Raw genomic sequence first — 18956 nt, 5'->3', positions numbered from 1 at the left:
CCCCATGCCAACGTCGCGCTCAGCGTGCGGCGCGTGGTCCCTTTTAAGCGGTGGCAGAAGACTGCCCGCCGGCCGCCACCATTGGGCCCGAAGCGGGGCGGAGAGGACGGCGTGTGTGGGGGCGCGGGCGAACGCCTTGATTGCGGTCGTTGAACCGCCCCCGCCCCGCTTCGTTCTTCAAGGATGAGCGCTCCTGCGTCCAAGCAACCCGACGCGATCTCCAGCCTGCCGGTCGGCCTCGACACGCACCCCATGGAGGCGCGCTCGGTCAATGAAGTTCCGGCCGGCGAGGGCTGGCAGTTCGAGCCCAAATGGGACGGGTTTCGCTGCCTCGCCTTCAAGGCGGGCGAAGAGGTGGAGCTCAGGGCGAAGTCTGGCAAGCCGCTCGGGCGCTATTTTCCGGAGGTCGTGCAGGCGCTGCGCGAGCTGGCGCCGGCCTCGTTCGTGCTCGACGGCGAACTCGCCATCCCGCAGGAGGAAACGCTCAGCTTTGATGCCCTTCAGCTCCGGCTGCACCCGGCCGAAAGCCGCATCCGCAAGCTCGCGCGGGAGACGCCGGCCCGGCTGATCCTGTTCGACATCCTGCTGACGCCGGAAGGCCGGGACATGCGGAATGTGCCCCTGTCGGAGCGGCGGGAGGCGCTCGAGGCATTCTGGGGATCCCTGGATGACAGGAGCCTGTTGCGGCTCTCGCCCTATTCCCGCGACAGGGCCGAGGCGGAGGGTTGGCTCGCCAAGGCTGGCGGGGCGCTGGACGGCGTTGTCGCGAAACGCGTGGACGGCCGCTATGAGGCAGGCGAGCGCGCCATGCTCAAGATCAAGCGCCTGCGCAGCGCCGATTGCGTGGTCGGCGGCTTCCGCTACGAGGCGAAGCGCAAGCTGGTCGGCTCCCTGCTCCTCGGCCTCTACGACGAGGAGGGGCGCCTGGACCATGTCGGCTTTACGTCGGGGATCGCCGATGCCGAGAAGCCGGGCCTGACGAAGAGGCTGGAGGCGCTGATCGAGCCGCCCGGCTTCACCGGGGACGCGCCCGGCGGACCGAGCCGCTGGGCGACGGAGCGCAGCACGGAATGGCAGCCGCTCCGTCCCGAGCTCGTCGCCGAGGTGCGCTACGACCATGTCACCGGCGGGCGCTTCCGGCACGGCACGCGGTTCCTGCGCTGGAGGCCCGACAAGGCGCCCTCGCAATGCACCTTCGAGCAGATGCAGGAGGGGGCCCGGCCAAGCCGGGTGATCGCGGCCGTGACGGAGGGCTGAGACTGGGATGGCGAAGGAGGAAACCGAGATCGACGGCGTCCGTCTCACGAGCCCCGACAAGGTGCTCTACCCCGAGCAGGGCGTCACCAAGCGCGATCTGGCCGAATACTACCTGGCCGTCGCAGACGTGATGCTGCCCCATGTGGCGCGGCGGCCGATCACGCTGGTCCGCTGCCCGACCGGCCGGGAAAAGAAGTGCTTCTACCAACGCCATGCCGGCTCGGGTGTCCCGCCGGAGCTCAAGCAGATCCCGATCGAAGGCTTCGAGGAACCCTACTTATACCTGGAGGATAGCCGCGGCCTGATCGCGCTGGTGCAGATGGGCGTGCTCGAGATCCATCCCTGGAACTCGCATGTCGACAAGCCGCACCGGCCCGACCAGGTGGTCTTCGACCTCGATCCCGGCGAGGGGCTCGCCTTCCCGGACGTCGTCGCGGCCGCGCATGAATTGAGGGCCAAGCTCGACAGCCTCGGACTCGCGAGCGTCCCGAAGACGACCGGAGGCAAGGGCCTCCACCTCGTCGTGCCGATCGAGCGCCGCTACGAATGGCGCGACGTGAAGAGCTTCGCCAAGGCCGTGGGGAACGCCCTCGCGAAGGATGCGCCGGACCGCTACCTCACGAAGCAATCCATCGCCGAGCGCCGGGGGCGGATCTATATCGATTACCTCCGGAACGACCCGACCTCGACGGCGGTCGCGCCCTACTCGACCCGATCGCGCGAAGGCGCGCCGGTCTCGGTGCCTCTGACCTGGGACGAGGTCGTGCCGAGCCTCGACCCGAAGGCCTTCACAGTCCGGACGGTCCCGACCCGCGTGGCCAGCCTGAAGGCCGATCCCTGGGCGAGCATCGCGGAGATGAAGCAGCGACTGCCGAAGCTCTGACCCTCACTCGATCAGGATCGCCCGGAAATCGTTCACGTTGGTCAGCGTGGGGCCGGTCACCACCTGGTCACCCAGCGCCTCGAAGAAGCCGTGGCCGTCGTTGCGGGCGAGGCTGTCGGCGATCCGGATGCCCTTCTCGAGCGCCCGCCCGATGGAATCCGGCGCCAGATAGGCGCCTGCGACTTCCTCGGCCCCGTCCACCCCGTCGGTGTCACCGGCCAGTGCATGGATGCCGGCATGGCCGGTGAGCGCCTGGCCGAGCCCGAGCAGGAATTCGACATTGCGGCCGCCCCTGCCCTCTCCGCGGATCGTGACGGTCGTCTCGCCCCCGGAGAGGAGAAGACAAGGCTTCGGGAAAGGCTGGTTTCGGCGTGCGATCTGGAGGGCGATCCCGGCCAGCACCTTGCCGACGTCGCGCGCCTCGCCCTCGATCGCGTCTCCTAGGATGTGCACCGGGATGCCGGCTTCCTGGCCGACGGCCGCCGCGGCCTCGAGCGCCATCTGGGGCGTGGCAATGAGGTGGAACTCCGAGCCGGCGAGGCGCGGATCGCCCGGCTTCACGCTCTCGCCGCGACCACTCTCCAGGATCTCGCGCGCGGCCGCCGGAACCTCGACGCCGTAGCGGGCCAGGATGGCCATGGCGTCCTCGCAAGTGGTTGCGTCCGGCACGGTCGGGCCGGAGGCGATCACGGCCGGATCGTCGCCCGGCACGTCCGAGATCGCGAGCGTGACCACCCTCGCCGGATGGCAAGCTGCCGCGAGCCGGCCGCCCTTGATGGCTGACAGGTGCCGGCGGACGATGTTCATCTCGCCGATATCCGCACCGGAGCGAAGAAGCGCGCGGTTGATCTCCTGCTTGTCCGCGAGGGTCAGACCCTCGGCTGGCAGCGCCAATAGAGCCGAACCGCCGCCGGAGATGAGGCAGATCACGAGATCGTCCGCCGTGAGCCCGCGGACGAGTTCCAGAATCCGCCGGGCGGCACGCTCACCTGCCGCATCCGGCACGGGATGGGACGCCTCGACGATCTCGATGCGACGGGTCGGGGCCGCATGACCATAACGCGTCACGACGAGGCCGGAGAGTTCGCCCGGCCAGTGCTCCTCGAGCGCACGGGCCATCTCGGCCGAAGCCTTGCCGGCGCCAATCACCAGCGTGCGGCCGCGCGGCGGCTCAGGCAGGTGGCGGGCGAAGACCCGCGCCGGCTGCGCCGAAGCGACCGCCGCGTTGAAGAGGCGCGTCAGCAGCGCCTTGGGGTCATCGATTGCAGCCATCGCGTGTCCTCGCCTCCCCTGCCCTGCCCGAAACAGGCAGGCCGGGGCAAGAAGCGGCTGGCGCAAGCTACCTCGGCAACGCTAGATGAAGTCAGCCGCACCAGACGGCTCACATCGGGAGGAAGCGCATGCTGTCGGAGGCAACGCGCGCCAAGCTGAAGACGGTTTCTGTCGCCACGCTGACGACGGCACTCTTCAAGCGCGGGCTGCGAAACCAGTTCATGCAGGACGTCCATCCGCTGAACCCGAGCGGCGCCCCGATGGTCGGCCCGGCCTTCACGCTTCGCTACATGCCGGCTCGGGAAGACCTGAACCCGATCTCCGTCTTCCAGGACCGATCCCACCCGCAGCGCAAGGCCGTGGAGGAATGCCCGCCGGGGGCGGTCTTCGTGATCGACAGCCGTGGGGACCCTCGGGCCGCTTCCGCCGGCGGGATCCTTGTCACGCGCCTCATGAAGCGCGGCGTCGCCGGGATCGTGACCGATGGCGGCTTCCGCGACTCGCCCGAGATCGCAGGCCTCGACATCCCCGCCTATCATCGCCGCCCGGCCCCGCCGACGAACCTGACCCGGCTTCAGGCGATCGACATCAACGTGCCGGTCGGCTGCGGCGAGGCACCCGTCTTTCCCGGTGACGTGATCGTGGGCGATGCCGAGGGCGTCGTCGTCCTTCCCGCCCATCTCGCGGAGGAACTCGCGGACGAGGCCGTCGAGATGACGGCTTTCGAGGATTTCGTGACGGAGGAGGTTCGCAAGGGCCGGTCGATCCTGGGCCTCTATCCGCCGACGGATCCCGAGACGCCGGCGCAGTTCTCCGCCTGGCGGAAGGCGAACGGGCGGTGAGCGAGACCATGAGCAGGCGCAAAACTCCCGAGGATCTTCGCAGCCAGCGCTGGTTCGCGCCGCAGGACCTCCGCTCATTCGGGCACCGGTCCCGGATGCTGCAGATGGGCTATTCGACCGCCGACTTCGCCGGGAAGCCGGTCGTGGCCATCATCAATACCTGGAGCGATCTGCAGCAATGCCATCAGCACTTCAAGGCACGCGTCGAGGAAGTGAAGCGCGGCGTTTGGCAGGCGGGCGGCTTCCCGGTCGAGTTGCCGGCCTTGTCGCTCTCGGAAAGCTTCACCAAGCCGACCACGATGCTCTACCGCAACCTCCTCGCGCTCGAGGTCGAGGAGTTGCTTCGCCAGCACCCGGTCGACGGGGCGGTTCTGATGGGCGGGTGCGACAAGACCACGCCCGCCACCATCATGGGCGCCATCAGCATGGACCTGCCCACGATCTTCATGCCGGCCGGCCCGATGATGCGCGGCCATTTCGGCGGGCAGATCGTCGGCTCGGGCTCGGACGTTTGGAAATACTGGGCCGAGAAGGAAGCCGGCACCATCACGAACCAGCAATGGAACGACATGGAGGCCGGGATTGCCCGCTCGGCCGGCACCTGCATGACGATGGGTACGGCCTCGACGATGACCATCATTGCCGAGGCACTCGGCCTGACGCTGCCGGGCGCGACCTCGATCCCGGCTGCGGACGCCGCCCATCCCCGGATGGCGACGGAGTGCGGACGGCGCATCGTCGAGATGATCTGGGAGGACCTGAAGCCGTCCGACATCATCGACCGGCGCTCGGTCGAGAACGCGCTCGTGGTGCACAATGCGCTCGCCGGCTCGACCAACGCCATGATCCATCTGGTCGCGATGGGCCGCCGCGCCGGCGTTGAGGTAAGCCTGCGCGACTTCGACGACTTCGCCGGGCGCGTGCCGGTGATCGCCAACCTGCGTCCGTCGGGCGCCTGGCTGATGGAGGATCTCCACATAGCCGGCGGGACGCGTGCGCTCTTCAAGCGGCTCGAAGGCATGCTGCACCTCGATGCGCGCACCGTGTCGGGCGCCTTCGGCGAGGGCTTCGCCCATTCGGCCGTCTACAACGACGACGTCATCCGGCCGCTCGACCAGCCGATTGCGGCTTCCGGTGGGACGGCGATCCTCTACGGCAACCTCGCGCCCGACGGCTGCGTGATCAAGCCGCCCGCAGCGGAGCGGCGTCTGCTGCAGCATACGGGGCCGGCCATCGTCTTCGACCATTACGACGAGATGACCGCGGCCGTGAACGATCCGGATCTCGACGTCACGCCGGACCACGTGATGGTGTTTCGCAACGCCGGCCCAATCGGCGGCCCGGGCATGCCGGAATGGGGCATGCTGCCCTTGCCCAAGAAGCTCCTCGCCCAGGGCGTGCGCGACATGGTCCGCATCTCGGATGCCCGCATGTCCGGCACGAGCTACGGCGCCTGCATCCTGCATGTTTCGCCCGAGGCAGCAATCGGCGGGCCGCTCGCAGCCCTCCGCAACGGCGACCTAGTCACTGTCGACGTGGCCGGTCGGCGCCTGCACGCACATCTCTCTGACGACGAAATCGCGGAGCGGCTCAAGAGCTGGACGCCGCCTCGGGGCGAGTACCCCCGTGGCTACAACCGCCTCTACGCAAAGCATGTCCGGCAGGCTCATGAGGGCTGCGATTTCGACTTCCTGGAGGGCGCAGGCGGGGTCGGTGAGCCGGAGATCCACTAGGGCCTGCCGGCCAGCTGCATGGCTGCGCAAACCCAGGCAAGTTCTCGCCTTCGGGTATCGTCCGCATTGACTCTGTGCCGAACGAGGACCGTGCACGGCCGGAACAGGGCATCGTCGCGCCTGTTTGAACCCTCGGAATCCGCGCGGTCTGCCGCGCATCGGAGAGAATGACCCATGCTTCCCGCGTCCAGGAAGGCGAAGTTCGGCCTCTTGGCTCTCGGTCTCAGCTGCTTGGTCGCCCCGGCGCTTGCGCAGGGCCCCCTGGACGGGCTGACGGATGAGGGCTGGAAGAACCTTCGGGCGAAGGCGAAGTCGAGCGGATATTCGTCGTGCATCGCCTCGGCCAGCAAGCAGACGACGAATCAGGCCCTCGTGACGTCGTATTGCGGGTGCATCGCCGAGAGCATCGCGGCGATGCCGGCCGATACGATGAAGCAATACTACGCGGCATCGCTGACGAACGCGCCACCCACCGGTACGCTGAAGGACATGCTGGATCAGCAGGCAGCCGAGTGCATCAAGGGCGCGATGAAAGCCTTGCCGACGACGCAGTAAGGTCCAGCCGGCTGCTCCCCTCAGCTGGCGCGGGACTGTTTGGGACCCTGGCGCCCCGGTGATCTCCAGCTCAAGCCGGTTTCGGACGCAGCCGGTTTCCGACAGGGCCACGAGCCAAGCCTTTCATCCTTCAGTTGCGATGGCGAGACTTTGACGGAGAGCGTCATCTCGCTCGGCCACTCCTGCCCGGCGTCGTGGCCGCGGCTACATGAGGTCGGCGGCTTCGGCTTCCCGGAGGGCGCTGCCTCGAGGAACCGGAAATCCACTAAGGCCCGTCTGGGCCGCGGCCTGGGCGAGGCCTGTAGCGCGGTAGCGACCAACCCCGCCAGAGCGCTGTCCCGCGTACGAGCAGCCCCGCCGCGAGCCCGGCCGCAAGCGCGCTTTCGCGGGAGAGGCCGAGCCCCGTGAGCCCAACGAAGACCACCGCCCCGATCAGGGCGGCCGTCACGTAGACCTCGCGCGACAGCACCACCGGGCTTTCATGGCCCAGAACGTCCCGGATGATCCCGCCGAACGTCGCCGTGATCACCCCCATGGCGACTGCGACCACGGGCCCTGTCTCAGCGAGGAGCGCGCGCTCGGCACCCGTAACGGCGAAAAGCGCGAGGCCGAGCGCATCGAACCAGAGGAGCACGCGATACCGGCTCTGAGGCAAATGGGCCGTCAGGAAGACCAGCCCCGAGACGATCACGCAGACGATCAGGTAGGCCGGTTCCGTCACCCAGAAGACCGGCCCGGTATCGAGAAGAATGTCGCGCAGCGTGCCTCCGCCGATCCCGGTGACGGTGCCGAGCATCGCGAAGCCGACGATGTCCATCTGCTTGCGCGACGCGACCAGAGCGCCGGAGACCGCGAAGACGATCACGCCCAGCCAGTCGAGCGCGGCGGCAACTGTGTCGAACAGGATCAAGACGGATCGTCACCTCGCCCGGGGAGAGGCCCGGGGCGTAGTGTGAGGTGTGTCCTGGGTCAAACCGACCCTGCGTCCCCGGCCACCGACTGGGAGGCCGTCAGCCGACCGTTCCGAGCTCGACCGCCATGACCTGCGTCAGGGTGATGACGCCACCGTTCCATGCGCCGTGGGCCGAGCGCCCGAGGTTGCCCCGCATGCCGGATACAAGGGCGAGGTCGACGATCGCCCCGCCGCCGTGCCGGCGCATGCAGCGCGCCGCACCCCTGCTTAGCAGAGTTCGCATGGCGTGCACCGGGGAGGGTTCTTGGCCCAATGCATAGGTCCCGGCTGCTTGATCTTTGGTTCGGCCTGTCTCAACACTCCCGGCCAACGAGGCGGCCGAGAATGGATCGCCCGGATTTGGGAAACGTCGCTGGCTGCGCGCCAGGATCGAGGGGAGAGCTTAGATGGACCTGTCTCGTCGCTTGCTGCTGAAGGCGACTGCCTCGACCGCCCTGGTCGGCGGTACGATCGGCGCACCCTGGATCGCTCGCGCGCAATCGGCCGAGTACACTTACAAGTACGCCAACAATCTCCCCGTTACCCATCCGATGAACGTTCGCGCCCGCGAGATGGCGGAGGCGATCAAGGCGGAGACCGGGGGAAAGGTCGAGATCCAGATTTTCCCGTCCAACCAGCTCGGCTCGGACACGGACATGCTGAGCCAGCTCCGCTCGGGCGGCATCGAGTTCTTCACCCTCTCGGGGCTGATCCTGTCGACGCTGGTACCAGCCGCCTCGATCAATGGCGTCGGGTTCGCGTTCCCCGATTACGACTCGGTCTGGAAGGCGATGGACGGCGACCTCGGCGCCTATGTGCGCGCGCAGATCGCCAAGGCGAACCTCGTCGCGATGGAGAAGATCTGGGACAACGGCTTCCGCCAGACGACCTCCTCGACGAAGCCCATCGCTGCCCCCGAGGACTTCAAAGGCTTCAAGATCCGGGTGCCGGTCTCCCCGCTCTGGACGTCCATGTTCAAGGCGCTGGAATCCGCGCCGGCGAGCATCAATTTCGCCGAAGTCTATACGGCGCTGCAGACCAAGACCGTCGACGGCCAGGAGAACCCGCTCGCGATCATCTCGACCGCGAAGCTGTACGAGGTCCAGAAATACTGCTCGCTGACGAACCACATGTGGGACGGGTTCTGGTTCCTGGCGAACCGCCGCGCCTGGGAGCGCCTTCCCGAGAACCTGCGCACGGTGGTCGCCAAGCACGTCAACGAGGCGGGCATGAAGGAGCGCGCCGACGTCGCCCAGCTCAATGCCTCGCTCCAGAAGGAGCTGGCCGACAAGGGCATGACGTTCAACCAGCCCAAGATCGACGCCTTCCGCGACAAGCTGCGCCAGGCCGGCTTCTATGCGGAATGGAAGGGCAAGTACGGCGACGAGGCCTGGGCAATCCTGGAGCGCTCCACCGGAAAGCTCGCCTGACAGCGCCCTGAAATCGGGCGGCCCGGAGCCGGGCTGCCCTTTCCCCGGCCCGCCCCTGATGGGCGAGGTCGAGATACTCGGTTCCTCCATGACCCGTTCGAGCACCGCTTCGGCCGAGGCCTTCGTCCCCGGTGTCCCGTCCGTCGCATTGATCGAGACGGAGGGGGCGCGGCCCGGCTCCCGTTTCATGCGGCCGCTCGAGGCAATCGCCGCGGCGTTGCTCGTCGCGATCGTCGCCCTGCTCTTCGCGGGGGTGGTGTCGCGCTACGTGTTCTCGCTCCCCGTCGTTTGGATCGACGAGGTGGCATCCCTCTGCTTCCTGTGGCTCGCCATGCTCGGCTCCGCGATCGCGGTCGACCGGAACGAGCATCTGCGGCTCACCCTGTTCCTGAACAGGGTGCCCCAGCAGGCACGCGGGTTCGTGGAGGTCTTCGGGGCCCTCGTGGTCGCCGCCTTCCTGGCGGGAATGATCCCGTCCGCTTTCGACTACGCCTCAGAGGAATGGTTCATCACCTCGCCGGCGCTCAACATCCCCAACACCTTCCGCGTCTCGGCCATTCCGTTCGGGATGGTGACGATGTTCGGCATCGTGGTCACCTACGCGCTCCGAAGGTCGCGTTGGCGCGACCTCGTCCTTGCGGCCGCCGTCGTGGCAGCCATCGGCCTCGCGCTATGGCTGCTTTCGCCGACGCTCGTCCGGACGGGACAGGTGAAGATCGTCCTGTTCCTGGTGGTCTTTGTCGCCGTGACCCTGGCGGCAGGTGTTCCGATCGCCTTCTGCTTCGGTATCGGGACGCTGACCTATCTGGCCTTCGCCACGAGGGTTCCAGTCTTCGTCATCATCGGTCGGATGGACGAGGGCATGTCCAGCCTCATCCTGCTCTCGGTGCCGGTCTTCGTCCTCCTCGGCTGCATCCTCGACGCGACCGGGATGGGCAAGGCGATCGTCAGTTTCCTCGCGTCGCTTCTCGGCCATGTGCGGGCCGGCATGTCCTACGTGCTCCTCGGCTCGCTCTTCGTGGTGTCCGGCATCTCCGGCTCGAAGGTCTCCGACATGGCGACCGTCGCTCCGGCACTCTTCCCGGAGATGAAGCGGCGCGGCCATTCCCCGCGCGAGATGATCGCGCTTCTGGCGACCGGCGCCGCGATGGCCGATACGGTCCCGCCCTCGATCGTCCTCATCGTGCTGGGCTCCGTCGCGGGCGTCTCGATCGCGGGTCTGTTCACGAGCGGCTTCGCGATCGCGATGGTGCTGCTCCTGATGCTGGCCGTCCTGGCCCGCTGGAAGTCCCGGCACGAGAGCCTCGAGGGGGTGCGGCGGGCCCCGGTCGGGGTCATCGGCCGCACGATGCTGGTCGCGGCTCCGGCCCTCGTCCTGCCGTTCCTGATCCGATGGACCGTCGCCGATGGCATCGCGACCGCGACCGAGGTCTCGACGATAGCGGTGCTCTACGCGCTCCTGATCGGCATCGTGCTCTATGGCGGGATCGGCCGACGGGCGTTCTACGCGATGCTGGTCGAGACGGCCGCGCTCACCGGCGCGATCCTCCTCATCCTGGGGACCGCACTGGCGATGGCCTGGGCGATTACCCAGGCCGGCATCGCGCAGCAGGTCGCATCCTTCATGACAGGCCTCCCGGGCGGGTGGATCGCCTTCATGGGGCTCAGCATCGCCGTGTTCCTGGTCCTCGGCTGCTTCCTGGAAGGCCTGCCGGCGATCGTCCTGATGGCGCCTCTGATGTTTCCGATCGCCAGGAATCTCGGGATCAACGACATTCACTATTCGATGGTCATCGTCACGGCGATGAATATCGGGCTGATGACCCCGCCCATCGGCATCGGGTTCTACCTCGCCTGCAAGATCGGCGGCGTCTCGCCGGACGAGGCCCTTGGCGCGATCTGGCCGTATCTCGTGGCTCTCTTCGCCGGCTTGGTGTTGATCGCGGCGGTGCCCTGGTTCTCGACCGCGTTCCTATGACGATCCGGCTTCGTCAACGACTTCGCCGCGTAGCCCGGCTGCAACAACCGGACCCGCGGCGACATCCCGCGGAAATGGGCGGCGCCCAACCTCCATCTCGGGCCAGCCAGGCAAGAGGTTGGAGATGGCGAGACATCATGCGACCCCACCGAACGTAGCGGCAGCCTGCAACGACAATGGTTGCCCCGCCGCCTGTGCAGGCGCGCTTGCGCCGAGAGGCATCCTGTCGGCAGTCCGTCGCACCTGCGGCCCGATCGAGCTGAGCTATCTCGCGACCGGCACCCTGCGGATCTCGGGGACGAGCCGCGCGAGGGCTTCGGCGGCGGCGTGATACTGCTACTAACAATTGTTATCAGCCAAGCTGAAACCTAGGCCTTTCCCGGGACTTAAGACTCCGTACGTGGCGGGAGGGGCCATTGATCATCGTTACCGAACCGGGCCCGATTCACGGTGGAGGGCGCGGTCGCTCGCGAGCGGACCAATTCGCGACGCTGCTTCAGGGTTTCTACCAGGACCTGCTCGAGCAGGGAGTGCCCGAACGGCTGGCCGGGTTGGTTCGCCAGATCGCCGACCAGCACGGCTCCCTGTCGCAGGATGACCGTCCATTGGCCCTCGTCGTCGAGTCGAACGAGGAGAGCAGGGCCTTGGCGGCGACCCTCCTCGAGGAAACCGAGCTCGTCGTCATCGAATGTGCTGAGCAATCGGCAGCTCTGGCCTTCCTGAAACAATACGGCGAGCGCATTGCTTTCGTGTTCGTGGACGAGGAACTGGCAGGTCCAGACGACGGGTTCGACCTCGCCCGTTCGACCGCGACCCTTTGGCCCCATGTCCACGTCGTCGTCACGACGGGCAGGGACGACGACAAGCTGTCAGTACCCGAGGGCGTCCGGGCGCTTCGCAAGCCGTGGCGGGGACTGGACGTCCTGCTCGCCGCCGAGCGGGCGTTGGCGGATCGAAAAGCCGTCCGCCTCTGATCTGCGCGCCAGCTCTGGCCGCGTTAAAGCCTCGTTTTCAGCTGCCTCTCTGCTCGATCGGCATCCTTTCGAGATCCGATCCGGCGCGCAGGCTCCATGCTGGCGTCCCGAGTTTTCTGCTCCACTCGAGGCTTTGCCTGAAGCAGCGCTCTGCTTCCGCACGCTTTGAGGCATCCGCCCCGAACGTGATTCCTCCCCTCATCCGCAGGAGCTCGGGGAGATAGGCCAGCGCTCCGGTCGTCTCGTCGTGCCGGATCCTCTCGTCGAGCAACGCCATCGCTTCCGTCGATCTGCCGATCGAGGCCATTCCCTCTGCAAGCGAGATCGTGAAAGGTGTCGCGAGCAGCGTGTAGCGCGCAGCCTCCAGGTCGCTCAGACAAGCCTGCAGTTCCTGTACGGCGAACTCGGCATCGTTCCGCCGGAGCGAGAGTTCCCCCCTGAACCCTCGCCCGACTGCGCGGAACGGCGTCAGCGAATGGGACTCGGCATGGGCAACGAGTTGCTCCGTGTAGTGCTCTGCGCTCTGGAGATCCCCGATCCACAGGAAGACTGTCACGGCACAGTTGAAAGCGATCGATAGTGAGATCGGGCGGCCCAGGAGCGCCGCGGCGTCCACGCTATGTCTTGCTCGTTCTTCGGCCTCGTCCGGCCGGCCTTCCAGCCAAAGGTTTCTCGCCAGGGTGCCGCTCGCCCAATTGGCATGGCTGAACCCGAGATAGATCATGCTCGGCCGTGCAGCTGCCCTCGCGTGCTGCAGGGCCGCCTCGAGCTCCGCACCAGCTCCGCGGATATCACCCATGTGGTGGAGGGACACACCGACGGCGCAATGGCCGATCGCCGCTGCCACAGGATCCTTCATTGCCTCGGCGCATGCGAGCGCCTGACGCCCATAGCGGAGAGCGGTCCGGAAATCGCTGGTCCGGTGGTGGAACATGTGGAGCAGCGCCAGCGACTGTACCTCGCTGAGGGTGTCTCGGCGTCGCCCGGCGATGTCCAGGCTCCGGCCTGCGGCCTTGCGGGCAGCCTCCGTCTCACCCCTCGTGAAGATCAGCGATAGCCCGAGCGCCGCCTGAAGCCGCATCTCGTCCGTTCCGCCGCGCCCGCCGGCATCTAGGGCGAGGAGAGCGGATTTCGACCAGCGGGAGCACTCCGTGAACAAGGAGATGGCGAGAAAAACAGGTGCGGCCGCGGCTGCCAATCCGACGCCGATGACGGGATCTCCGTCGGGCCCGAAGCACCATTCCAGGGCGGAACGGACGTCGCCGAGGCGCGCCAGATAGGCCGCACGCTCGGCCGCGCTTGGGGAGGCTTGCGGCGGCTCCAGCCAGCGCTGCCAGTAGCGGGCATGGCGCGCAGACACTTCAGCGAGTTCCGTCCGCTCCAGCCCGATGTCGCGTGCATAGGTGCGGGTGGTCTCGAGCAACCGATAGTGCATGGTCGCCCCGACCGGATGGGCTGCGATCATCGACTTGGCCACCAGGCCGTCCACTGTCGCGATCAGCAGCCCATCGTCGAGATTGAGGTCAGGCACGACGGCCAGGGCCGCTTCCAGCGTGAATTGCCCGACGAACGCGGTAAGGCGGCCGAGAACCCTCCGCTCATCGTCGGTCAGTAGCTGGTAGCTCCAGTCCAGCGTGGCCTGCAGGGTCTTCTGCCGTGGCGGCGCGGTCCGTTTGCCACCCCAGAGCAGAGATAGCCGCTGGTCGAGCAGAGAGGCCGTCTGTTGCAGGCCGTAGGCCTGGACCCGCCCAACGGCGAGCTCGATCGCCAGGGGAAGTCCATCGAGCTTGCGGCATATGCCACTGATCAGCGTGACGCTCTCGTCGTCGAGCTCGAGGCGGGCACCGCTCGCCAGGGCTCTGTCGAGAAACAGCTGGGGCGCCGAGTAGTTGAGGGCGTCTGCCGCCGTGAGTTCAGGCGCATCCGATGGAACCGCGAGCGTCGCCAGCCGGCGGACATGCTCCCCCTCAACCCGAAGAGCTTCCCGGCTGGTCGCCAGGAGATGAACCTCCGGCGCGCCGGCCATGATCCGCGCGGCCAGCCCGGCGGCCGCCTCGATCAGGTGTTCGCAGTTGTCGAGTATCAACAGGATCCGCTTGTCGCGAAGAAAGGCGACAATGCTGGGCGCTGGATCCTCGGACTGCACGGAAAGGCCGAGCGATGCAGCAACGGAGGCGGCCACGAAGGTCGGATCGCTCAGTGCGGCGAGATCAACGAAAAGGACCGCGCCTTCGAACGCCTCCGCCAGATCGTATGCGACCGCGACGGCGACCGTCGTCTTGCCCACCCCACCCGGGCCTACGATCGTGATGAAGCGCGAAGCGGGCAGCTCGCCCGAGAGCGTCCTCACGGTGTCGTCCCGGCCGATCATCCGGACGAGGCGAGCGGGCAGGTAGCTGCGCGAAATGAGAGGGGAAGCCGATGCCTGGGTAGGCGCCGGATCGTCCGATGCAGAGGTTGGCGCGACGAAGCAGTAGCCCCGGCCGGCCAAGGTCGCGATGTACCGGGCGTCATCCTTTCCGTCGCCGAGCGCCTTGCGGAGAGCGGCGACGTGGAACCGAAGGCTTCCCTCTTCGACGGTCACGTCCGGCCAGACAAGCGCCATGAGATCCCTCTTGCTCACGGCCTCGTGCGGACGCGAGGTGAGGGCCAAGAGCACGTCGAGCGTCCGCGCCCCCAATTCGACAGGCCTGCCAGCCTTCAGCAGGAGTCGTTCGCTCGCGATCAGGGTGAATGGGCCGAAGGATATGCGCTCACCGGCCGGTGCTCGCGAGAGGCTAGCCATGGGCAATCCCCACCGGATGGACGCTCCCGACCATAAGCGATCGGGAGCGCACGCACCACGCGGAGGGTCCTGAGCGCGACGCTCACGGGCGCTGACATCGGCTCACAAGCGATAACGGGCGGCACCTCGGCCCCTCTGGCAGTGTCGGCGACGCAATCGCCCGACGAGCCTTTTGGCAGAGGAGGACCAACGTGACCGCACTGTCGCTCTCGCCCCACCGCCGCGCGCTGTTGGCAACCGCAGCAGCCCTGGGCGCGGCCAGCGTCTCTCCTGTCACGGCGCACGGCGCGGGAGACCCTATTCATCCCTTCCGGGTCCAGGTCCCCGACGAGCAGCTCGTCGACCTGCGCCGACGGCTTGCCGCCACGAAGTGGCCGAGTAGGGAACTCGTGGCGGACGCGTCCCAGGGAGTTCAACTCGCGACGATGGAGAAGCTCGCACGCTACTGGGCGACCGAGCACGATTGGCGCAGGTTCGAGGCGCGGCTGAACGCGTTCCCTCAGTTCATCACCGAGATCGACGGGCTCGACATTCATTTCATCCACGTTCGCTCGAAGCACGAGAATGCGCTGCCGCTGATCGTGACCCATGGATGGCCGGGCTCGATTGCCGAGCAGCTCAAGATCATCGATCCGCTCACGAACCCGACGGCACACGGCGCCGGCGCGTCGGACGCCTTCCATGTCGTGATCCCGTCGCTTCCCGGGCACGGCTTCTCCGGTCAGCCCAAGACGACCGGCTGGGGACCGGAGCGCGTCGCCCGAGCCTGGGCGGAGCTGATGAACCGGCTCGGGTATCGGCGCTATGCCGCCCAGGGCGGCGACTGGGGTGTCATGGTGACCGAACTCATGGCCGTACAGGCCGCCCCCGGGTTGATCGGCCTCCACACCAACATGCCCTTCGCGGTGCCGGCCGAGATCTTCAGCGCGCTCCAGGGCGGCCCGGCGCTGGCCGGTCTTTCGACGGAGGAGAGGCAGGCCTACGACCAGCTCGCCTTCTTCTTCAAGAAGGGCCTCGCCTATGCCCAGGAGATGGGGAACCGACCCCAGACCCTGTACGGCATCGAGGATTCGCCAATCGGTCTCGCCGCTTGGATGCTCGACCACGACTTGCGCAGCTACGAGTTGATCGCGCGCGTCTTCGACGGTGAGGTGGAGGGGCTCACGCGAGATGACATTCTGGACAATGTCACACTGTATTGGGTGACGAATAGCGGAGTGTCTTCCGCCCGCCTCTACTGGGAGAACAAGCTCCCGTTCTTCTCGCCGCTGGACATCACCGTTCCGGTCGCCGTCAGCGCCTTTCCGGACGAGTTGTACCAATGCCCGCGGAGCTGGGCGGAAAGAGCCTATCCCAAGCTCATACATTACAACCGGCTCGAGAAGGGCGGGCACTTCGCCGCCTGGGAACAACCGGCGCTCCTCTCCGCCGAGCTTCGAACCGCGTTCAGACCGCTCCGCCAGCTTCTCTGAGGAGGGTCCGGTGCAGCGACTTCGGCGAGCCGCGAGAGGAGTTCCCGCGTGTCTCACGGCTCAGGACACCCGACGGGAGATTCAGCTCCTGCGGCGACTAGAAAGGCCCAACTCCATGGCATCATCTGGAAAGACGCTCGCCGCGGCGATGCTGGTCATGGCGACGACAGTCTTCGCAGCGAGAGCGCAGGACGCGGTTCTGGCTGGGCTGAAGCGCACCGACCTCGTGAGGCAGGATCTCAGCATTCCCGGGCGCGAGGTCGTCCAAGTGCTCGTTGAATTCGCGCCGGGGCTTTCCGCCCAGCGCCACACGCATCCGGGCGAGGAGCTCGTCTATGTGGTCGAAGGCGCGCTCGAATACGTGCTCGATGGGCGCTCCCCGGTGACGCTCCGGGCCGGCGACGCGCTGATGATACCCCGGGGAACGCCGCATGCCGTGAGGAATGTCGGCAGCGGCAAGGCCGCTGAACTCGCGACCTACATCGTCGAGAAGGGCAAGCCGCTCCTGACGCTCGTCGATTGAGAGCGTCTTTCCGGTGATCCTCTCTCACGCGCCAAGGAGGAAGCCATGAACCAGTCAGGCCCGACGACCATGAGCAGCAGCAGTTCCGGCAAGGTCATCTACACCGCGAGGACGCATACGACGGGAGGCCGCGAGAGTGGCGTCTCGCGCAGTTCCGATGGCCAGCTCGACATCAAGCTGTCGTCGCCGGGCTCCTCTCGACCGGGGACCAACCCGGAGCAGCTTTTCGCGGCCGGCTGGTCGGCGTGTTTCGAGGGAGCCCTCGGTGTGGTGGCTCGCGGGAAGAGGCTCGACCTGCCTTCGGACCTCGCTGTCGATGCGGAGGTCGATCTCCTTGCAAATGGTGGCGAATACGCCCTCAGGGCACGCCTAAACGTATCCATGCCGGGTGTGGAGCGAAGCGTCGCGCAGGAGCTGGTGGAAGCCGCCGCGAAGGTATGTCCGTACTCGAAGGCGACGAGCGGCAATATCGATGTCGCCTACAACGTGATCTGAGCACCCATCCGCCGCACCAGGGTACTCGACCGATCCCACCACTCCCGACTTAGGAGGCCTCCTGCCATGAGCAGTTCAGGACAATTCGGCCCTGACCGTCGCCGGTTCCTCAGCGCCGCAGTCTTGGCCACAGCCTCTCTTCAACTCGGAGCGGGCCGGCCAGCGTGGGCGCAGGTCGGCCGCGTCGGCATCAACCCGTCCTTCGGCCCGCTCAGGCAGGTCCGTGCGGGCGTCCTGGATACCGGCTACGTCGAACTCGGCCCGCAGGACGGGCCGGTTGTGATCCTCCTGCATGGCTGGCCGTATGACATCCACACCTATGCCGAAGTGGCCCCCCTTCTGGCCGCCTCCGGCTATCGGGCCATCGTTCCCTACCTGCGCGGATACGGGAGCACGCGCTTCGTCTCGGATGCGTCGGCGCGGAACGGGCAGCAGGCGGTGATCGCGGCGGACATCGTCGCCCTCATGGACGCGCTGGGGATCGACAAGGCCACGGTCGCAGGCTGCGATTGGGGGGCGCGCACCGCGAACATCATCGCGGCGCTGTGGCCCGAGCGCTGCAACGCCCTCGTGTCGGTGAGCGGCTACCTGATCGGGAGCCCCGAGCTGAACAGGATGCCGCTGCCGCCCAGGAACGAGCTCGAGTGGTGGTACCAGTACTACTTCGCGACGGAGCGCGGCCGGGAGGGCTATGACCGCTACAGGCGCGATTTCGCCAGGCTGATCTGGCAACTCGCATCGCCGAAATGGAACTTCGACGACGTCACCTTCGAGCGGTCCGCCGTCGCCTTCGACAACCCCGACCATGTCGCCATCGTGATCCACAATTACCGCTGGCGGCTCGGCTTGGCCGACGGGGAGCGGCAGTATGACGACCTCGAGAAGCGGCTCGCGGCCTTTCCGGCCATCGCGGTGCCGACGATCACGCTCGAAGGCGACGCGAACGGGGCGCCGCACCCCGACCCTGCCGCCTATGCCAAGAAGTTCTCCGGCCGGTACGAGCACCGGCTCGTCACGGGCGGGGTGGGACACAACCTTCCTCAGGAGGCGCCCCGGGATTTCGCCCGTGCCGTCGTGGACATCGCCCGGGGCAGCTGACCTGCCCCGCCAACACGGCTTCATCAAATCTGGCCCGGCGACCTGAGGTCAGCCCGCTCCGCCAACGCCGTCGCCGAGGAGCCCAGCCAGGCGCTGGTTCTCAGCCCGCAGCCGGGCGATCTCGTCGTGCATCGGACGGATGGCCCGCTTCACCTCCTCCTCCGTGAAGCGGGGCGTGATGTGCTGCGGGCAGTTCCAGTCGAATGCCTCCACTCGGATCAGCGCCACGCGTTCGATCGCAGCCTCGTAGCCCGGCACCCCGAGGCTCGCGACGAGTTCCGGCTTTGCGCCGGCCTCGATCATCTGCAGATGCCCGAACATCTTGAGCCGTCGCTGGTGGGCGTAGTCCATGAGGAAGAGCGAGACTCGATCATCGGCGGCCACGTTGCCGGTCGTGACGTACTGACGATTCCCCCGGAAATCGGCGAAGCCGAGGGTGCGCTCGTCGAGAACCCTCAGGAACCCGACAGGCCCGCCCCGATACTGAACGTAGGGCCATCCGGTTTCCGAGACGGAGGCGAGATAGAACCCGTCCCGCTCCGCGATGAAGGCCCGCTCGGCCGGGCCGAGCCGGTCGTTACGGACTGGTCCGTCCCGGTCCAGCGTGCCGTCGAGGCGAGCATATTGAGCGGCACTGCCATAGCGCTCGCGGGCCGCCTTGACCGAAGGCGTGGAGGCAAGCTGGAGCCACTTGTGAAGCATTTCGG

The 18956-nt window shown here is 67.2% G+C and carries 17 protein-coding genes; 12 read left to right on the top strand and 5 right to left on the bottom strand.

The annotated features are described in order from the left end of the window. Nucleotides 1–183 precede the first annotated feature (183 nt). Nucleotides 184–1257 carry an ATP-dependent DNA ligase gene (locus ACO2SS_RS16110; protein WP_423278749.1) on the top strand — a complete coding sequence of 358 codons (1074 nt, stop codon included), beginning with the start codon at nt 184–186 and terminating at the stop codon, nt 1255–1257. 7 nt (nt 1258–1264) lie between these two features. Then, a complete protein-coding gene (ligD, locus tag ACO2SS_RS16105; protein ID WP_423278745.1) occupies nt 1265–2140 on the top strand; it encodes a non-homologous end-joining DNA ligase in 876 nt (291 codons plus the stop codon). A 3-nt stretch (nt 2141–2143) separates the two neighbouring features. Here the strand turns inward: ligD and ACO2SS_RS16100 are convergent, their stop codons facing one another. Beyond that, nucleotides 2144–3412: a glycerate kinase type-2 family protein gene (locus ACO2SS_RS16100; RefSeq protein WP_423278743.1), complete on the bottom strand. Its 1269-nt coding sequence runs from the start codon at nt 3410–3412 to the stop codon at nt 2144–2146. 128 nt (nt 3413–3540) lie between these two features. On the opposite strand from ACO2SS_RS16100, the gene ACO2SS_RS16095 reads away from it, so the two are divergent. From ACO2SS_RS16095 to ACO2SS_RS16085, 3 genes are all read left to right on the top strand, one after another. Then, nucleotides 3541–4254: a ribonuclease activity regulator RraA gene (locus ACO2SS_RS16095; RefSeq protein WP_423278741.1), complete on the top strand. Its 714-nt coding sequence runs from the start codon at nt 3541–3543 to the stop codon at nt 4252–4254. A gap of 8 nt (nt 4255–4262) precedes the next feature. Further along, nucleotides 4263–5987 (top strand): L-arabinonate dehydratase, encoded by a 1725-nt coding sequence (araD, locus tag ACO2SS_RS16090; protein WP_423278739.1) that lies wholly within the window; start codon nt 4263–4265, stop codon nt 5985–5987. A 174-nt stretch (nt 5988–6161) separates the two neighbouring features. Further along, on the top strand, nt 6162–6542 hold the full coding sequence (locus ACO2SS_RS16085; protein ID WP_423278737.1) for a hypothetical protein: 381 nt from the start codon (nt 6162–6164) through the stop codon (nt 6540–6542). A gap of 265 nt (nt 6543–6807) precedes the next feature. On the opposite strand, the gene ACO2SS_RS16080 is transcribed toward ACO2SS_RS16085, so the two are convergent. Together ACO2SS_RS16080 and ACO2SS_RS16075 are read right to left on the bottom strand one after the other, a co-directional pair. Beyond that, nucleotides 6808–7446 carry a trimeric intracellular cation channel family protein gene (locus ACO2SS_RS16080; protein WP_423278859.1) on the bottom strand — a complete coding sequence of 213 codons (639 nt, stop codon included), beginning with the start codon at nt 7444–7446 and terminating at the stop codon, nt 6808–6810. A 106-nt stretch (nt 7447–7552) separates the two neighbouring features. Continuing rightward, on the bottom strand, nt 7553–7738 hold the full coding sequence (locus tag ACO2SS_RS16075) for a hypothetical protein (protein WP_423278735.1): 186 nt from the start codon (nt 7736–7738) through the stop codon (nt 7553–7555). A 163-nt stretch (nt 7739–7901) separates the two neighbouring features. On the opposite strand from ACO2SS_RS16075, the gene ACO2SS_RS16070 reads away from it, so the two are divergent. The 3 genes from ACO2SS_RS16070 to ACO2SS_RS16060 all read left to right on the top strand — a co-directional run bounded on the left by ACO2SS_RS16070 (nt 7902) and on the right by ACO2SS_RS16060 (nt 11876). After that, complete coding sequence (locus tag ACO2SS_RS16070; protein WP_423278733.1) at nt 7902–8924, top strand: TRAP transporter substrate-binding protein; 1023 nt, start codon at nt 7902–7904, stop codon at nt 8922–8924. Nucleotides 8925–9012: 88 nt separating this feature from the next. Next, nucleotides 9013–10902 (top strand): TRAP transporter large permease subunit, encoded by a 1890-nt coding sequence (locus ACO2SS_RS16065; RefSeq protein ID WP_423278731.1) that lies wholly within the window; start codon nt 9013–9015, stop codon nt 10900–10902. A gap of 416 nt (nt 10903–11318) precedes the next feature. After that, the gene (locus tag ACO2SS_RS16060; RefSeq protein ID WP_423278729.1) at nt 11319–11876 is read left to right on the top strand and encodes a response regulator; all 558 of its coding nucleotides are present in this window, start codon (nt 11319–11321) and stop codon (nt 11874–11876) included. Nucleotides 11877–11913: 37 nt separating this feature from the next. On the opposite strand, the gene ACO2SS_RS16055 is transcribed toward ACO2SS_RS16060, so the two are convergent. Continuing rightward, nucleotides 11914–14661: an ATP-binding protein gene (locus ACO2SS_RS16055; RefSeq protein WP_423278727.1), complete on the bottom strand. Its 2748-nt coding sequence runs from the start codon at nt 14659–14661 to the stop codon at nt 11914–11916. A 191-nt stretch (nt 14662–14852) separates the two neighbouring features. On the opposite strand from ACO2SS_RS16055, the gene ACO2SS_RS16050 reads away from it, so the two are divergent. The 4 genes from ACO2SS_RS16050 (at nt 14853) to ACO2SS_RS16035 (ending at nt 18249) form a co-directional block, all read left to right on the top strand. Continuing rightward, entirely contained in the window at nt 14853–16133 is a 1281-nt protein-coding gene (locus ACO2SS_RS16050; protein WP_423278725.1) for an epoxide hydrolase family protein, read from the top strand. A 115-nt stretch (nt 16134–16248) separates the two neighbouring features. After that, the gene (locus ACO2SS_RS16045; protein ID WP_423278723.1) at nt 16249–16656 is read left to right on the top strand and encodes a cupin domain-containing protein; all 408 of its coding nucleotides are present in this window, start codon (nt 16249–16251) and stop codon (nt 16654–16656) included. 45 nt (nt 16657–16701) lie between these two features. Next, the gene (locus ACO2SS_RS16040) at nt 16702–17151 is read left to right on the top strand and encodes an organic hydroperoxide resistance protein (protein WP_423278721.1); all 450 of its coding nucleotides are present in this window, start codon (nt 16702–16704) and stop codon (nt 17149–17151) included. A 66-nt stretch (nt 17152–17217) separates the two neighbouring features. Next, a complete protein-coding gene (locus ACO2SS_RS16035) occupies nt 17218–18249 on the top strand; it encodes an alpha/beta fold hydrolase (protein ID WP_423278719.1) in 1032 nt (343 codons plus the stop codon). A 48-nt stretch (nt 18250–18297) separates the two neighbouring features. On the opposite strand, the gene ACO2SS_RS16030 is transcribed toward ACO2SS_RS16035, so the two are convergent. Next, a complete protein-coding gene (locus ACO2SS_RS16030) occupies nt 18298–18951 on the bottom strand; it encodes a pyridoxamine 5'-phosphate oxidase family protein (protein WP_423278717.1) in 654 nt (217 codons plus the stop codon). Between the last annotated feature and the right edge of the window lie 5 nt (nt 18952–18956).

This window comes from Enterovirga sp. CN4-39 (genome assembly GCF_049446235.1).
In the GTDB taxonomy this organism is placed as follows: domain Bacteria; phylum Pseudomonadota; class Alphaproteobacteria; order Rhizobiales; family Beijerinckiaceae; genus Enterovirga.
This window is presented reverse-complemented; position numbering and strand designations above follow the sequence as displayed.

Bases quoted from the DNA above. Each gene is read 5' to 3' on its own strand.
- ACO2SS_RS16110 (WP_423278749.1), top strand. From the start codon at position 184: ATGAGCGCTCCTGCGTCCAAGCAACCCGACGCGATCTCCAGCCTGCCG.
- ligD (WP_423278745.1), top strand. From the start codon at position 1,265: ATGGCGAAGGAGGAAACCGAGATCGACGGCGTCCGTCTCACGAGCCCC.
- ACO2SS_RS16100 (WP_423278743.1), bottom strand. From the start codon at position 3,412: ATGGCTGCAATCGATGACCCCAAGGCGCTGCTGACGCGCCTCTTCAAC.
- ACO2SS_RS16095 (WP_423278741.1), top strand. From the start codon at position 3,541: ATGCTGTCGGAGGCAACGCGCGCCAAGCTGAAGACGGTTTCTGTCGCC.
- araD (WP_423278739.1), top strand. From the start codon at position 4,263: ATGAGCAGGCGCAAAACTCCCGAGGATCTTCGCAGCCAGCGCTGGTTC.
- ACO2SS_RS16085 (WP_423278737.1), top strand. From the start codon at position 6,162: ATGCTTCCCGCGTCCAGGAAGGCGAAGTTCGGCCTCTTGGCTCTCGGT.
- ACO2SS_RS16075 (WP_423278735.1), bottom strand. From the start codon at position 7,738: ATGCGAACTCTGCTAAGCAGGGGTGCGGCGCGCTGCATGCGCCGGCAC.
- ACO2SS_RS16070 (WP_423278733.1), top strand. From the start codon at position 7,902: ATGGACCTGTCTCGTCGCTTGCTGCTGAAGGCGACTGCCTCGACCGCC.
- ACO2SS_RS16065 (WP_423278731.1), top strand. From the start codon at position 9,013: ATGACCCGTTCGAGCACCGCTTCGGCCGAGGCCTTCGTCCCCGGTGTC.
- ACO2SS_RS16055 (WP_423278727.1), bottom strand. From the start codon at position 14,661: ATGGCTAGCCTCTCGCGAGCACCGGCCGGTGAGCGCATATCCTTCGGC.
- ACO2SS_RS16045 (WP_423278723.1), top strand. From the start codon at position 16,249: ATGGCATCATCTGGAAAGACGCTCGCCGCGGCGATGCTGGTCATGGCG.
- ACO2SS_RS16040 (WP_423278721.1), top strand. From the start codon at position 16,702: ATGAACCAGTCAGGCCCGACGACCATGAGCAGCAGCAGTTCCGGCAAG.
- ACO2SS_RS16035 (WP_423278719.1), top strand. From the start codon at position 17,218: ATGAGCAGTTCAGGACAATTCGGCCCTGACCGTCGCCGGTTCCTCAGC.
- ACO2SS_RS16030 (WP_423278717.1), bottom strand. From the start codon at position 18,951: ATGCTTCACAAGTGGCTCCAGCTTGCCTCCACGCCTTCGGTCAAGGCG.